Here is a 14,853-nt window from a genome sequence, read left to right on the forward strand (position 1 = left end):
GCGAGTACGCGAAAGGTGCCGAGTAGTCGATTGGTTTGCGTGGCCCCGTTTGTGGGGCGGGGCCACGCCTTTCTTGAGAGTGGGGAGGGAATAGCTGTGAGGGTCATGGTTACGACTCCGGCCCGGAATGCCATGGCGGGGCACGGGCTCACGGATGCTGGGCTGATTCAGGACGATCACGGCATGGCGGTTGCCTACTCCGTGTTCTGCCCGGCGACGGAGCGGTACAGCCTGGTGACACTGGACGGCCGTTGGATCATTCCGGGTAAGGAGGGTTACAAGTCGCGGGGGCCGGTGAAGACGTACGCGCGGAAGAACATTGCCGACGTGCGCCCGGATGGTCTGGTGATTTTGGAGCCTGTTCGGCACAACGGGCCTTTCCAGGCCACACAGTTCGGGCGCCGGAAGGGCACCTGTCGCGGAGCTCTCGGAATGAGCATGCGCGCCATGGTCGGCTTCGACTGCACATGCGGTGCGACAGTCGACGTAAGCCACGTGGCCCGTATCGGTTGGGCGATCGTGCGGGATGGTCGGGGCTCGCACACTGTGAGCTATGCCCTGGATGCTTCGCACGCCCGGGAGTTCGGTGCGGTATCGATGGAGGTTCCGGAGACTGCCAATGTGGTGGTCAAGACGCCCGCCCAGGAGTCCGAGCCTGTCACGGAGCAGCCGGAGCAGCGGGAGGAGGAAACGGACCGGGAGACGGAGTTCGAGCCCGCCCCGGAACCTGCCCCGGAGTCCGCTGAGGCGGGGGCGTCCGCCGCCTTGCTTGCGGGCACGCCTCGGAATGCGGGCGTGATCTTCTACGAGGCTGCCGACGCGGGTTGGGACGTGCGCGCGGAGCGTCAGGCCGCCGACTTCAAGGCGAATCGGGGACGGGCAGCAAGGCTGTTCTCTGAGGAGGGTGACGGCCGCAAGCGTTGGGTGTCGGAGGACGGCCGTACGGTCATTGCTCTTGCGCTGCCTGAGGACGCTGTGTCGGATGTCGACAAGCGTTTCGCGGATGTGCTGGCGGGGGCGATTGCTGCGAAGGATGCTGGACGGGTCCTGAAGCCCTCGGACGTGCCGACCAAGGTTAAGCACGGGCGCGGTCCGGGAGATGCCTTCAAGCGCGCTGTTGTCCGCTCTGCTCAGCCACTGGTCAAGCCTTGGAGTGCTCCGAAGATTCCCGCGGAGGGCAGGCCGTTGAGCGGGGATGCGCTCGCCGCTCTGGATGCCGATGGTGTGTGCGCTGAGGTTGAGGTTGCGCCTGGGGTGTGGTTGCCGCGTGCTGCTGTCTATGTGGCTGAGACTGCCGCGGCGAACGGCTGGACTGTTGCCATGGAACGGCACCGGTCCGGGACTGTGATCGTGCGTATGGCTGGTCTGAGCCCTCGGAAGCCGGTAGGCGTGGAGGTGGATGCAGTCTGGACGAACGGCATGTTTGATCAGACCCGTTCGGTCGGATACAAGAGCGGCGCTCGCCTGGATTCCGTGGTTCCACTCTCGGTGGTGTTGACCACGATCGGCCAGAGCGCGAATCCGGGGACCATCGTCACGGCTAGTGCACCGGAGGAGTTCCGGCCGGACAGCGGAGAAGCGCAGGAGAACGAGAGCAGCGCGGCGCCGGAGCAGACCCCGGTAGAGGACTGCAACGGGTTCTTCCTGGATCACGATGGGGAGCACGGGGAGCCGGGGCGTGTGTATGACTGCGCCCGTCCCAAAACGCACGCTGGGGAGTGCTCGCCGGTATGGGGTGACCGGTCGACCATTCCTGCTCCGGTCGTCTCTGAGCCGCAGGACCAGGAGCAGCCCGAGGAGACTACGCCGGAGGAGATGTCAGAGGATCGCTCGAATCCGTTCGCGCTCCCGTCTTTCGTCCGGGCGGTGCGGCTTGATCTGTACGGGCACAGGTGGGGTGTGGAGTGTGACCGGCACGGGGGTACGGCGTACCTGGTGCCGGGTGAGTACCGGGATCGGGAGGACGCTGAGGGGCACGCGCTGTTGCATGCCTACGATCATCCGGTTGTGCGGAAGCCGCTGATGGAGGAGGAGATCGAGGCGGCTACCCAGCTGGCCTTCTCTGACGCCCAGTTGGATGTTCTGAGCTACGCGGATCAGGGTTGGCTCACGGAGGACGCGACCGGGTTCTATGTCCCTGAACAGCGGGAGTCCTGGAAGCCGAAGAAATTCGCCGTGAACCGTGTGCTCACCCTCTGGGCTGCGGGGTTTCTCGACGCTCGCAGCGTCGATGAGGGGCACCGCCGGTCTCTCGCCCTCTCCGACAAGGGCAAGGCCGCGTGGGAGCTGTGGGACCGGGCCCGTCGTCTGGATTTGGTGGAGCCTGCGGAGAAGGACAACGCGTTTGGTGTCACGGCTGCTCAGCGTCGGGCGTATCCGCTGCTGAAGAACGTGAAGCCGGAGGAACGCCCGGAAGAGGCGGCGGACGACCGCCCGGAGGCTCCGCAGGGCGCCACAGAGAAGCGGGTTGGGGAGTTGGAGCCGCTTTGCACGGTGCGGCTGCCCAACGGCGTCCTGGGGCGGGTCATGGACGTCGACGGGCAGATGGCACAGGTCCTTGTCAGCAGTGCCATGCCAAGGGACGCCATCGAATTTTCCGTCGCCGACCTGGAACGGGTCGATGAGATTCCCCGCCTGTACGTGCCGTACGACACGGTCATCGCCGACGGGGCCGCTCACACCGTTTCTAAGCGGCTGGGCCCGGACCGGGTTCTAGTTTTCGCCCGCGATGGGAACGGCGAACAGCGGACGTTTGCTACCGAGGACGTCACGTTGCTCGCCGACATGCCGCCGGTCGAGTGTGAGCGGATGGCCGATGGATGGTGGCGTGTCACTTACGACGGGCAGGTTTTCCTCTCGGCGAACTTGCCTGACTCGCTCGTCCGGGGGCGGCTGGCGACGCTTTGCAATCTGACTGTCGACGAGTCGGGCGAGATGGTGGGCCGGGGCTTCGGATGTCCCAGCAACGGACCCTCCATCTATTGGTACGCAGCACATCCCGGCGTTCCGGCGCCAAACGTCGCTTGGTGGCTGGACTTGCAGGGCGAGGGAACACCTCTGCCTCCCATGACTGAGGAAGAGCGCGCCTACATGGCGGCCGGGCCGCAGGCGGAGAGGACGACGCCCATGCAATCCGTCAGGAGTGGAGAAAAGCCGGTGGCCAAGGGCAAGGCGCCGAAGGTCGGAGACATCCATTTCACCGGCGCCAAGGGAGATGAGAAGGCCGTTCTGCTTGACCAGTGCTATGAGGTCGAGGAGCTGGCCGGTGAGTACCTGGTGCACCACATCGGCAGTGGGGATGAGGTGTGTCACTACGTGAAGGGTCGCCCGGCCATGAAGCGGGCGATTCTCGCGGACGCCGTTGCGCGTGGGCAGGAGTCGGAGCGGGGCAGTGCCGTAGTGGCTGTTGTGGCTCCGAAGCCCAACCCCGCCTCCCCATCGGCAGGGTTGGACACCACCGTGCAGCAGCCGTCCAGTGAGTACGGGTGGGAGCGTCCGGGGCAGCGATTCGCGATCGGTGATGTGGTCCGCTCCGGTCACCCTCGCGCCCATCTGGACGAGTGCACCAGCCGCACGGGGGTGGTCGTGTCCGTGCGGGAGCATGGCGGTGAGCAGATCGTCGGGGTGCGCTGGGACGGGCAGACGTCGGTCTCGTATGAGCAGGACTCCAGCACGCTCGTGCACGTGCCCACGGTGGTCATGGAGCGGGGCCAGGAGACGCAGGCTCCGGAGCCGACGCCCGAGCCGGGCACGGACATCGTGGACGCGGAGATCCTCGATGAGGACGACGAGGGGCCACAGGTATGTGAGGACTGCGAGGAATCCCCGTGTGCGTGCGATGACCCGTACGCGCCGGAGCCTGAGCCGAAGGGGTTGGAGCTCGACGGGCAGGAGCTGACGGAGTGGCTTGACTCCCTTACCGGGGAGCAGCGGCAGGAGATAGCCGGAAAGCTGCCCGTACGCTGGCTCTACCCGTGGCAGGAGGGGCAGCCGGAGCGCTGCATCAACGTGTGCGGCGGCTGCGGGGGTGGCTGTGTCGGCTACCGGCAGATTCTCGGCGTCGACCTGGACATGATCTGCATCGACACCTCCAAGGACGCCTGCGCGACCGCCGAGGCGGCCGGGTGCACGGTCATCCAGATGGACATACGGGAACTCGACCCGTGCCACCCGGCGTTGCGCTGGACCAGGCGGGCCGCGTTCACGATGCCGTGCCCGGACTGGACCATGGCGGGCAAAGGCGCCGGGCGCGCGCCGGAGAACGTGGAAATCCTGTGCAACGCGATCGCCGATGTGGCGGAAGCGTACGGCAACGTATGGGTGACGGGCGGCGCGTATGGGGACGCCTCCACGGCTGTCTACAGAGACGTTGCCGACTTCCCGGTAGAGGAAATGTGGTCGTGGATCGACGACATGACTGCAAAGACGGCCGGGCTCATGCTGGCACCGGTACTGATCGGCATGGGGCTGATCGCGGCAGGCGCGCCGCTGGAGACAATACTCATTGAACAGTCTCACTCCCTGCCTGAATCGGTGCGGGGCGCCATCGGCATTGAGTACATCGTGGCCGGATGGGATGGCGTGCGCTGGGACGTGCTGAACGCAGGCGAGTTCGGTGCGCCGTCGAACCGGCGGCGTGCGGTCATGATGGGCCACCGTGACAACGTCCTGGAGGCGGTGGAGGCTCCGGGCATCGTCACCATGGCCTCCGACGCCATCGGATGGGCTCCCGAGACCCGGATCAACACGCGCGGTGTGCGGAAGACGCAAGGCGGCAACGCGTTCGTCATGGGCCGGACCATTCCGGGCGTGACCAGCAAAATCCGCGGCTGGTACGACGAAGCCACAGGCCGACGATTCACCATTCCCGAGGTGTGCAAGCTGGTCGGCCTGCCGGACAACCACCCGGTGACCGGCTCGCGCACGTCGCAGTGCCAGCAGCTCGGAGACATCTTCTCGCCCCTGGTGTCCGCGGCTGTGTGGGGCACTCTGCTGGGGGTGCCGTGGCTTGAGATGCTGCGGAACTACCTCGCCCTGCACTATCCGAACGTCCACGGTGCTGAGGACAAGGACGCACCGATCACCGCCCCCGCGGGCGGCCCCCAGTCCGAACCTGCCGACGAGAACGAGCGCCGGGGAACGGAGCCCCGAAAGCCGGTTGAAGGTGGGGCCGAAAAATCGACGGCTGAGGGCACGGGCGAAGACGCGGCAGGCAAGGCGCTGCCGTATCACAGGGAAGGGTGCGACGGCCGGACCAAGTGGTTGTACGTGGCGGCTGAGGGTGTGGCTCGGATGCTGCGGCACTACCTGGCATGTGACTGCGGCGGAACCAAGCTGGGCAACTTCCAACTCAATGCCCCCGCCATGAGCACCGGAACACAGCGCAACCCTTTGGGGATAGACGACGTCGACACCCGGAGCGCGGACGCCTTGGCCGACCGTGAGAGCTATGACCGTGTCGGGCGGTTCGTGGTTTTGGACGAGGTGACGAAGCGGGCTCCGGTGGAGTGGCGGCACGACAGGAAGCCGATCCCCGTTGTCATTGACCCGAACAGCGCGGCGCAGCAACGCACCCTAGGAGGAGCGGCCGGGGTCGTGGCGCCCGCCGACCGGGCGGAAAACGGGGTCGAGGGTCCAGCCGGCTGGAGGGGTCAGGATTGGACGCCCGCCAATGGGGACGCGGACCAGGGCGCAGAGCCCGCCCCTGATGACATGACTGGCCCGGTGGTCGTGTTCATCGCCAGCAAGAACACCGCGCCGCCGCGCCTCCGTGTTCTGTGGCGAGTGACCCGGGCTGAGGCCGTGAGGATCTGCTCAGACGACCGCTCAGGGGGACGGAAGCACATGCTGTGCTGGACGGCTGATCCCGGAGAGCAGGGGCGGGACTGGGAGTTCGTCAGGGACAGCGGCTCGTATAACGCCCTGCTCTCAGAGCTGGGCATCACGCCCGCGCGTACATGGGAGCAGCCTGAATCGGTCCCGGATGTCGTGAGCGAGAGCAACCCTGACCCGCTGTGCGGGGAGGACGGCGAGCCCTGCAACCACGCCATCAAGTGTGACGCGGAGGGGCAGGGGCTTGAGAAGTCGGCCGCCAACGAGAACGAGCAACAGGCAGCGTCGAACTTGAAGCACGAGCACACACAGGAGCAGGGGCGGCGGGACATGACTCACCAGACGACACAGTCGGCGCCGGACGCGGCCGCCCGGATGCTCGAACGCCTCGCAGAGCAGATCAAGCACCCCAACATCGTGCCCTTCGTCTCCCCCAGCTCGACCCCGGACCTTTCCAACGAGGTGACTCCGAGCGTGATCGAGGAGCCTGCGGATCCGGTGTGGTGTGCCGCACACCAAGTCCCCACAGAGAAGCGCCCGGCCATGGAGGTCGAGGCCACCGAGCAACTCACCCTCGCTGGCCGGGTGTGGGCCCTGTGCGCCGAACACGCGGCACAGTTCGGCGGGCTCCTGGTGGATCTGATGGGTGACCCGCCCGCCGGATCGACGCCCGCTGACGAGCACGAGCACGAGCACCAGGAGCCAGACGCGACAGAGGCCGCGGCGGCCGACAACAAGGAGTCGGGACAGCCGCAGGAGAACCCCAGCCCTCAAGCCGGCTGGAACCCACAGATTTTCCGCCCGGTCGACACAGGGGACGACGACGCCGATGGCCCGTCCGTGATGCTCACGGGTGAAGTCCCCGGCTACTCGTGGGATGACGCCCGGCAGGCCCTACGCAACGCTGGCTACCGGGTCGTGGGACGGGCCGACGAGTCGACCGTTCTCCTGATCCTCGGTAAGGGCGGAGAACGCAACACGACCAAGCTCCAGGACGCGGCCGAACGCCGTATCCCCTGCATGGACGTACGCGACCCCGGCCGCTTCACGGCGGCCGTGTGCGCCGGGGAGTTCGTGGGTGGCGACCCGCTCCCCACACCGATCAAGCAGGACCGGAGGCGCCCGAGCGACCGTGAGCGCACCCAAAAGATCCGGGCGTGGGCGAAACAGCAGGGCTACCCGGTGTCGGACCGGGGGCGGCTCCCTGACCCCGTCCGCGTGGCATGGACGCTGGCACACCAGAGCGAAGGGATCGCAGCGTGAACACCCCCGATTTTCAGACCATGAGCACCGGCCGCCTTCGGGCGGTGGTCGCCTCCCTCGCACCCCACGTCGAATACTCCCCGCTCGGGCTGCTGGTCGGGCTGCTGACAGCCTTCTCCGCGATGCTCCCGGAAACCCGTGTCCAGCGCGGCTCAGGCTCTATGGCGCTCATGCTGCACATGCTGATGTGCGGCGAGACCGGCGAAGGCAAGGGCCAGGCGTGGAACCTCACGACTGCGATAGCCAAAGACGCGAACGCATTGTTCATGAACGGCCATATCATCAATGGTGTGGTCGGTGGTGCAGGGCTGATCCAGGCCATAGCCGACCGTGGCGGTCACGCCCTCGTGGTCGATACCGAATACGCCCGTGTGATGCGCGCCGGGCGCAGGCAGGCCAACCTGTCCCAGGTGCTCCGCGATCTGTGGGACGGTGCCACGGTCGCCACCTCCAGGGCGAAGGAGCCAATCGAGGTCGACCACCCGCGCGTGGCCATCATGGGGCACATCACCCCCGCCGAGTTCCGGGCGAGCATGAGCAGGACTGAGCGGGACAGCGGCTCATACAACCGGCTCCTCATCCTGCCCGTGAAACAGGTCCGGTGGATCAGCGAGCGGGATCAGATGCCCGCGCACCTGATTCCGGACGCGGGAGAAGCCATGGCGCGTGCGGTGCGCCATGGCCAGCGGACCACGCTGGTCACGCTTGCCGACGACGCCTTTGAGACGGCGGACATCGTCCGTCAGGATCTGCTGGCCAAGGCGCGGGAATCGGACGACTTGAAAGCATTCGCTTCCCGATGCAACGAACAGGCCCGCCGTGTCGCCGCGCTGTTCGCGCTGTTCGACCGGCGCACCGAGATCACACGGGATGATCTCGAAGCTGCGGCCGCGCTGGTCCGGTACTCCATGGAATTCGTTGAGGAGACCCTTGCGGACATGGACGCCCCGAAAGCCGTCCGCCAGCCGAGGAGCCTGCTGGAGAGGGCACGCGAGCGGATCCTGATCCACGGCGGTAGCGTCAAGTCGTCACAGCTCCTTCCGTACCTCAAGATCTCCGAGGCTGAGGCAAAGAACATGCCGGGCCTGCTGTGGAGGCGTGAAAAGGGGCCGGGCGGCGGCCGGGCCAGCTTCCGCTTCTGGCTCGAAGGCACGCCGGAGCCGGAGTTGTGGGAAGGGTGGAGGATCCTGCCCAAGATTGTGCCCGCTGAGATGTCGACGCCCGCGTCGGCTCCGGCACCCGAGCCGACGCCCGAACCTCAGCCAGCACCCAGGCCGAAACCGAAGGCCACGCCGAAAAAGCGCACGACCGCACCCCAGGGGGCCAGCCGGCCTGAGGCCAGGCCCACCAAAATCCCGGTGACGGCACAGAACGCACCGGCTGCGGGCGCACTCATAGACGCATTCCGGGCCCTGCTCTAGCATCAACAAAAGGCCCCCTACCCGGATTGGGTAGGGGGCTTCTTCGTGATCACTGCTGATAGGATGCGACGGAACTCGACCAAGAGGGGGGAAACCTCATGGGAAACGGCTACAGAGACGTAAAAGCCGCCACCGATGACACACACAAAATCATCTGGGGTGCCTGGTTCTTCACCGGGGTGCTGATGCTCATTCTGGGAATCGCCACAGACGGCATACCCATACTCGGGGTAGTCGTGGGGTTCATTTTCGAATGGGGATGGATCCCCGCAACCATCATCGCAATCATTCTCTCCATCATGGCGGAGAATAAAAAGGATGACGCCCGGAAGCGGGCCATGGAGTAGAACGCAAAAAGAGCCCCCTACCCGAAATGGGTAGGGGGCTTTTATTTGTTAGACAGCCAGGGGGTTAGAAGTCGAGCGGGGGTATGTTGCGGCGGGCCGGAACTACCACTCGCTGTGTGACCTCACCGCCACCCAGGAGCGCAACCGCGAACGCGTAGATCAGAGCGTCGGGCAGGTCGGGAACGTAGTAAACGACGAGGGCCAGGGCCGCCGATACGACAGCCAGAATCCGGGCTGAATGGGCCTTGATGAATTCCATAGCGCCTACTTCCAGTACAGGCCGCGGGCGCGACGGGCAGTAAGAGACGCAGGCTTGGTGTCCGCAGAATCAACCGGCGCATAGGTCACCTCGAACCGCAGCGTCTCACCCGCAGAAATCGACCCCACATGCGTGAAGTCCACGAAAGACGAACCCGCGGTGGTGAGCCGCTCAATGATCGGGCCGTTCCAGCGGGAACCGTCCTTGAGCTGATGGAAAAAACGGCCCTGCACGGTGGAGCCGGCCGGAGCCGACAGGGTCAGAAACACCGTGGCCGTGTACGACTGCGCGTCAGAAATAAGATCGGTACGGCCGATGTCCAGCGTGGTCCAGGTGTCAGGCTTCAAATCGAGCTTCTGGTCACTGAATTCGCCGAGCGTGTACGGAATGTCAGTCTCCTTTGTTGTTGTGGGGTTGGGGGTCTGGCCGGTGGCACGGGCCACAATCCCGGGAAAAATCTCGTCGTGGAACTGGTCGACACGAGCATCACCGGGGCAGTCCGTGCCACCATCCGACCAATCCGAATACATGCGGTGATAACCGAACCCGGGGTCCGAGGCTGATCGGCACTTACGCAGCGGGACATCATGCTTTTCATGCATCCACACCCCGAGGCGAATAAGCGTCTCAACCTGGGCGGGAGTCCACTCGTCCGATGCGTCATCATTGCTGGCAGTCTCAACGGAAACGGCTCCGGTGCCATCCCACCGACGGTTCGCCCGGAAATTAGCATCCGCTCTGGTTTCGGTTCCGATGTACTGCGCAATGGAACCGTCGTAACCGACCCCGAAATGCGACTCCAGGTTCGTGGAGTCGCGCCAGAATTCGTAAGTACGCTGCGGTGTCCATGCCGCAGCGATCGAGTGAAAAATTAGCTGGGTCGGCTGGATAGCGGGCTGGTCGTCCGATTCCGGCTGCAACTCCAACTTCTGAGCTCCCGGATACCAAGCCATACATGTTCCTCTCTTTTGGGCATGAAAAAAGCCCCCACCAAGGGGGGCTGATGATTAGTTAGCTAGTCCGAGTTGTCAGGCTCCACCGCTGTCGTATGCGGCTCGATACCGCTCTGGCGAAGCTGCCACGCATAATCGGCACTCATCTGCCGATAGAACTCCGCCCACTCCTGCAACTCATGGACGGTGTCCTGTAGTTCACGACGCCACTGGGCAAGGTCTTCCATGTGCTCACGCCGGGCGCGATCAAAGGCATCATGCCGCTCGAACCAGAGTTTCAGGAACCCTGCCAGTGAGGCCGCGCCACCGGCGCCGAGCACCAGGTTCAAAACGTCGACAGGCACACCCTCCTTATTTCTTAGATAGATCCCACCCAGCGGAGTTCAGCGAACGACCCTGTCCGGTACTGGGCCGACACCTCGTCATCAGCCCACCCGTAGCTGGGAGACGAGAGGCATTTGGCCGCGAACTGGATTTTCGATCCGGTGGTGAGCCGCTGCACGGTCGAGTGACCGCCCACCATCGTGAACCGGGTCGCCTGGGCGGGAGAAAACGAATCGACGCTTGCTGCGGCGACCGCGTCCCCCGAACCTGTGGTCATGTTGACGCCGATCTCCACCCAGAGCTGATGCCGCAGATCATCCGCCCCGGCATCAGCAGTGAAGGCGCCACCGATCGTGATCCGGTACCGGCCGTCAACGGGTGCAACGAGCTGCCATGCCGTGTCGCTGCCCATCGTCCAGTCCGCTTTGGAGACCGGGACCATGCCGGGCCACGTCTGGTACGAGGTGACCGGGCCCGGTTCCGTACCGGGCGGGTAGAACGGCAACACCGAGAACGCACCCTGTGGGAGCTTTTTCCTCCGCATGCCCGTGATGCGGGCCGCGGGCGGGTTCGCTAGGAACTGATGAACCGCATTGATTCGCCTGGTGAGCTTGGCCGCGTCTTCCAGCTCCCGCGGAGCCCACGACTCGACAACAGGAATGGTCATGGAATCCTCCCCACCCATCGCAGTTCCAGGAACGAGCGGCCGGCCAGCGTGGAGCGGGCCAACACGAAATCCTTGTCAGCGATCCCCATCACGGATACGACCTCGCCCTTCGACAGGGCGATCGTGGTGGAGATCGATCCCAGGTAGCGCGACGTCCCGTCGCTGGCCGTGCTGTAACGCCCGGGGCAGTGCGAAGCGAACGGGACGGCACTCGTCCCCCACTGACCCTTGCCCACACGGAAATGCACGTTGCTCGCCTCGCCGTTGGTGTCGATGACCCCGCCAAACGTCACCGCATACAACCCGCTCTCCGGCACCGCGAGACCCCACACCGTGCCATCAGGTCCGGTCTTGGCCATGCCGCTCGGGTCGTACTCATCAGCCGGTCGAGTGCCCTTCCCCGCCTGGTAGAGCGGGATGGTCGCCCATGTGTTGAAGGGGAGCCACCGCCCGCGGTCGACAGCATCGGCCGGGTTGGCGCCCGAGTAGGTACCGCGCTGCCGAAGCGCGAGCTTGGCGGCCGGCGGCCGGTACAAGAAACCGTGTACGTCTCGTACGTAGGCGTTAAGCGTGTCGGCTGTGACGATCTCCCGCGAACGCCAGTCATGAACAGTCGGTGTGACCATCAGGGCCTCACCCCCACCCAGCGCACTTCCAGATGAGTCAGCGCCTGGGCGGCGTCGCCGTCACCGAACACGTACACATCGCTTGCGTTCACCGCAAGGGACACGTAGTCACCAGCGTCGAGCGCAACCGTTGCCGACCCTGCCCCCACCTTTTCGCGGGACTCCGACCGACCACACCCGAAGCGCAAGAACGCCAACGACGAGATGTTGTCGCCTCCCTCCCGGTTGCGGTTCACTGCGGCCACCGCAAACGGCAAGGCGCCAGTCGGCGACCGGACCACCACCCCACACGTCACCTCATACAGCCCTGCAACCGGCACGGTGATCCTGTAGGGGTCTCGGGACATGGCCCCGCCCGTTATGTCGTACGAGAGCGCGGCACCGGCCCCCATCCCTGGTGTGTCCCACCGCACTGCCCGCCATGTGTCCGCTGCTTTCTGTTCCGTGCCCTGAGCCGCCGCAGTGCGGCGGCAGGCCGGGGGCGACAGGAAGCCCCGAAGAACATCGGACACGTACCGCTGGAGGTCGGCCGCGCGCAGGCGCTCGCCGTCTCTCCACGTTCTGACGTCTACTACGTGATCACCTACCCGAGAATCGTGGTCGTGCCGAGAACCGACGCGTTGTCGTCGCCGAGGATCCATGTCGGCCTGCCGTCGCCCGGGGCGCCCGGGATCTGGATCGTCAGGCATGCGGCGCTCTCCACCGTGGCATCGAGGAGAAGTTCCCCGGCCGGGCCACCGCCGCCCGGCGTATCAGCCGCGAGGAGACTGATGGCGTGGGAGCCGAACCAGCCGATCTGATCCGCCCTCGGGATCACTCCGTCAGGCCACTGGTAGCCGGTGAGTACATCCGACTCCGCGAGGACGATGAACAGGGAGGTAGCGCCCGCGGGCGGGGTGAGCGGCACGTGGTTCACACCGTCGTACTCCCTGATTGCCGTGACCGGTGTTGATGTCAGCGCCGACGCGTCGCCACCGCGATAGAGCAGGTTCATCGCGGTGGAGCTCCTGGACCCGGCCGTCTGCCACACCGCCCTCTCCGGTCGGCCGTCCCACGGCCACACCACCACCGAGATCCAGGCCCCTGCCGTGAGCTGGTGAGACTGAGCCGTGTACCCGGCGGGAGTGACGAGCTGGGGCCTCTGATCGGCCGCAGCCACCGACACGACGAAGTCGCCGACCCGTGCGGCAGTCGGGACGGGCAGGCTCACGTAGTCCTGCCCGCCGTAGATGCCCGTGGTGGCTCCTACGTGCTGGGGGTAGGGAATGGGGGCTGGCCGGCGGGTCTGCCACCCACCGCCATCGAAAAATCGCACCGTGGCCGGGGTCCACTGCGTCCCGTCCCACACCCGCTGTGTGCCTGCGACCCAACGGGAGCCGTCCCACACCATCGCAGAGACGTCACGTGCCATAGCTCACCCACACATCCCCAACACGGGGATTGGAAGGGGCGGTTGGGCCCGAGAACACGCGAGCGTTGCCAATGTTCGGTGCCGAGATTGCCCCGGCTGCTTCGACGCGGCCGTCAGCCCGTACACGGAGCACTGCGGGCTCAGAGCCCGCCCGCCCACGGGACACCAACAGCGCCGTACCTTCCGCGGGCATCGTCTCGTACTGCCCAACCGACAGTGGGACATGGGGCCCGGCGGGCTCAACGACGACTGCACCGGAGTTTTTGATTCGAGTGAACTCGTCATATCCAGCAGGGGACTTCGTGTTCGTGGTGATACGGACCATGTTGCCGACAGTGTCCGCGACACCGTCATTCGAGTCCGGCACCCGAACCTCAAGCCACGTCCGCCCCCTCTCCGAAGCCACTTGAGCGCCGCGCCGGGGCATGTAGTTCGTGAGCTGCTCATCCGTGTACAGGCGACTGTTATGCGGGTCCAGGGCCTCAAGATGGGCCTTGAACCGTTCGCCGACCGAGTTCGAAACGAGCTTCAAGCGGCCGACACCGAAATCAATCCACAGGGATTCGGCCCCGTTCGCGGGTCCCCAGAAAAGCGGGATGACGCCTCGCTCATCGGCAACAAGCTGCGTAATCGGCGTCCCATTGATGTCCACGAGGTCTGTGACCTGGGTGGCTGACTGCTCCTTGCTCGTCCAGGCCGTTCCTACCGCGGCCGGGACCCGAACGCCCGCCTCGTTTTCGGCGACGTCAGCCGGCGTGCCACCGAAGAGATTTCGGTCTGCCATTCAGCCCCCTTCTAGAGTGTGTCGGCCTCGTACGTGCCACTGAAAACGACTGAGCTCCGACGTGGGACGACGAGTAGGTAGTCGAGACCCTCGCGAAGCTTGTTCGCGCTCGGATAAAGGATCTTCACGACGTTCGTGCGGTTCCCCATCCATGACATCCCGGTCAGTGCAACGAAGTTGGGTAGCCCAGCGTCGTAGCCGCCATTGATCATGTAGCCCTGGAAGGCTTGACCGACAGCAGGAGCCGGATTCACGGGAAGCGTAAAGGAAATCGGGCCCTCCCCAGTACCCTTGATGTCACTGTCCGACTGGTTGTTGATGTCGACAGCAAAGGACACCGTATTGGGGGCAATCCACCGCCAGATACCCCGGTACTGAATCCCGCTAGGAAGCTTGCCTGTGTTGACCAACCTCGGTTCGTACGTCCGCGGCTTGCCCAAGTGGCGGGTGACCGTGTACCCGTCCCGGCCGACAAATCCTTCGTACTGGGTGTCGTTGCCGTTGTTGTCCAGGTCGTAGACCAGGGTGCCCATAGGGTGATAGTCGGCGGTCTGCCGCGTATTCCACGGTGATGTGATCGGCTGCGGCAGGTCGTACGGGGCTACAGCATCCACCACCAGGGCCCCGTCTTTTGCGGGCACCAGCACTTCGTGGAGCACCATTTCCCATACCTGCCCCGGAGTTCGCCGCGGGCGGGGCGACACAGGAGCCTTGGCCGGCTGCCCCTTCACCACCGCAATATTCGCCGACCCCTTCGTCAGGTCGACACGCACGACCACGGTGTCCCGCCGCGGGTTCTCGGTGGGGTTCGACTCGATGTTCACCGTTAGCGTGGAGTCGAGGCGGTAATAGAAACCGCCCACCCACGCGGCACCTGGCTTGAGCTCGACCGTCCTGCCGTTGACCACGTTCGCGGCGAACGGCAAGGCACCACTCTGGTAGGAGTAATTAGTTAGCTTGAAGTCA

General features: G+C 65.2%; 13 protein-coding genes. 4 read left to right on the forward strand and 9 right to left on the reverse strand.

Annotated elements, in window-relative coordinates; genetic code table 11:
• Window positions 1-183: 183 nt before the first annotated feature.
• From ACH427_RS03120 to ACH427_RS03130, 3 genes are all read left to right on the forward strand, one after another.
• On the forward strand, window positions 184-7,095 hold the full coding sequence (locus ACH427_RS03120) for a histone-like nucleoid-structuring protein Lsr2 (RefSeq protein ID WP_398867613.1): 6,912 nt from the start codon (window positions 184-186) through the stop codon (window positions 7,093-7,095).
• On the forward strand, window positions 7,092-8,516 hold the full coding sequence (locus tag ACH427_RS03125) for a DUF3987 domain-containing protein (protein WP_398867614.1): 1,425 nt from the start codon (window positions 7,092-7,094) through the stop codon (window positions 8,514-8,516). The genes ACH427_RS03120 and ACH427_RS03125 overlap by 4 nt, the downstream gene beginning before the upstream one ends.
• A gap of 98 nt (window positions 8,517-8,614) precedes the next feature.
• Complete coding sequence (locus ACH427_RS03130; protein ID WP_398867615.1) at window positions 8,615-8,863, forward strand: hypothetical protein; 249 nt, start codon at window positions 8,615-8,617, stop codon at window positions 8,861-8,863.
• 64 nt (window positions 8,864-8,927) lie between these two features.
• On the opposite strand, the gene ACH427_RS03135 is transcribed toward ACH427_RS03130, so the two are convergent.
• From ACH427_RS03135 to ACH427_RS03175, 9 genes are all read right to left on the reverse strand, one after another.
• Window positions 8,928-9,122: a hypothetical protein gene (locus ACH427_RS03135; protein ID WP_398867616.1), complete on the reverse strand. Its 195-nt coding sequence runs from the start codon at window positions 9,120-9,122 to the stop codon at window positions 8,928-8,930.
• 5 nt (window positions 9,123-9,127) lie between these two features.
• Window positions 9,128-10,075 (reverse strand): N-acetylmuramoyl-L-alanine amidase, encoded by a 948-nt coding sequence (locus ACH427_RS03140; protein ID WP_398867617.1) that lies wholly within the window; start codon window positions 10,073-10,075, stop codon window positions 9,128-9,130.
• Between the two features lie 62 nt (window positions 10,076-10,137).
• On the reverse strand, window positions 10,138-10,419 hold the full coding sequence (locus ACH427_RS03145) for a hypothetical protein (RefSeq protein WP_398867618.1): 282 nt from the start codon (window positions 10,417-10,419) through the stop codon (window positions 10,138-10,140).
• Between the two features lie 14 nt (window positions 10,420-10,433).
• Complete coding sequence (locus ACH427_RS03150) at window positions 10,434-11,066, reverse strand: hypothetical protein (protein WP_398867619.1); 633 nt, start codon at window positions 11,064-11,066, stop codon at window positions 10,434-10,436.
• Window positions 11,063-11,692 (reverse strand): hypothetical protein, encoded by a 630-nt coding sequence (locus ACH427_RS03155; RefSeq protein ID WP_398867620.1) that lies wholly within the window; start codon window positions 11,690-11,692, stop codon window positions 11,063-11,065. The genes ACH427_RS03150 and ACH427_RS03155 overlap by 4 nt, the downstream gene beginning before the upstream one ends.
• Window positions 11,692-12,084, reverse strand: a complete 393-nt coding sequence (locus ACH427_RS03160) for a hypothetical protein (protein ID WP_398867621.1) — start codon at window positions 12,082-12,084, stop codon at window positions 11,692-11,694. The genes ACH427_RS03155 and ACH427_RS03160 overlap by 1 nt, the downstream gene beginning before the upstream one ends.
• Before the next feature lie 191 nt (window positions 12,085-12,275).
• The gene (locus tag ACH427_RS03165) at window positions 12,276-12,686 is read right to left on the reverse strand and encodes a hypothetical protein (RefSeq protein ID WP_398867622.1); all 411 of its coding nucleotides are present in this window, start codon (window positions 12,684-12,686) and stop codon (window positions 12,276-12,278) included.
• 406 nt (window positions 12,687-13,092) lie between these two features.
• The gene (locus ACH427_RS03170; protein WP_398867623.1) at window positions 13,093-13,887 is read right to left on the reverse strand and encodes a hypothetical protein; all 795 of its coding nucleotides are present in this window, start codon (window positions 13,885-13,887) and stop codon (window positions 13,093-13,095) included.
• Window positions 13,888-13,898: 11 nt separating this feature from the next.
• Window positions 13,899-14,420, reverse strand: a complete 522-nt coding sequence (locus ACH427_RS03175) for a hypothetical protein (RefSeq protein ID WP_398867624.1) — start codon at window positions 14,418-14,420, stop codon at window positions 13,899-13,901.
• A gap of 40 nt (window positions 14,421-14,460) precedes the next feature.
• Here ACH427_RS03175 and ACH427_RS03180 point away from each other — a divergent pair, with 40 nt between their 5' ends.
• Entirely contained in the window at window positions 14,461-14,736 is a 276-nt protein-coding gene (locus ACH427_RS03180) for a hypothetical protein (protein ID WP_398867625.1), read from the forward strand.
• The last annotated feature ends 117 nt before the right edge of the window (window positions 14,737-14,853 follow it).

The organism is Streptomyces sp. NPDC020379 (assembly GCF_044387105.1).
Taxonomy (GTDB): domain Bacteria; phylum Actinomycetota; class Actinomycetes; order Streptomycetales; family Streptomycetaceae; genus Streptomyces.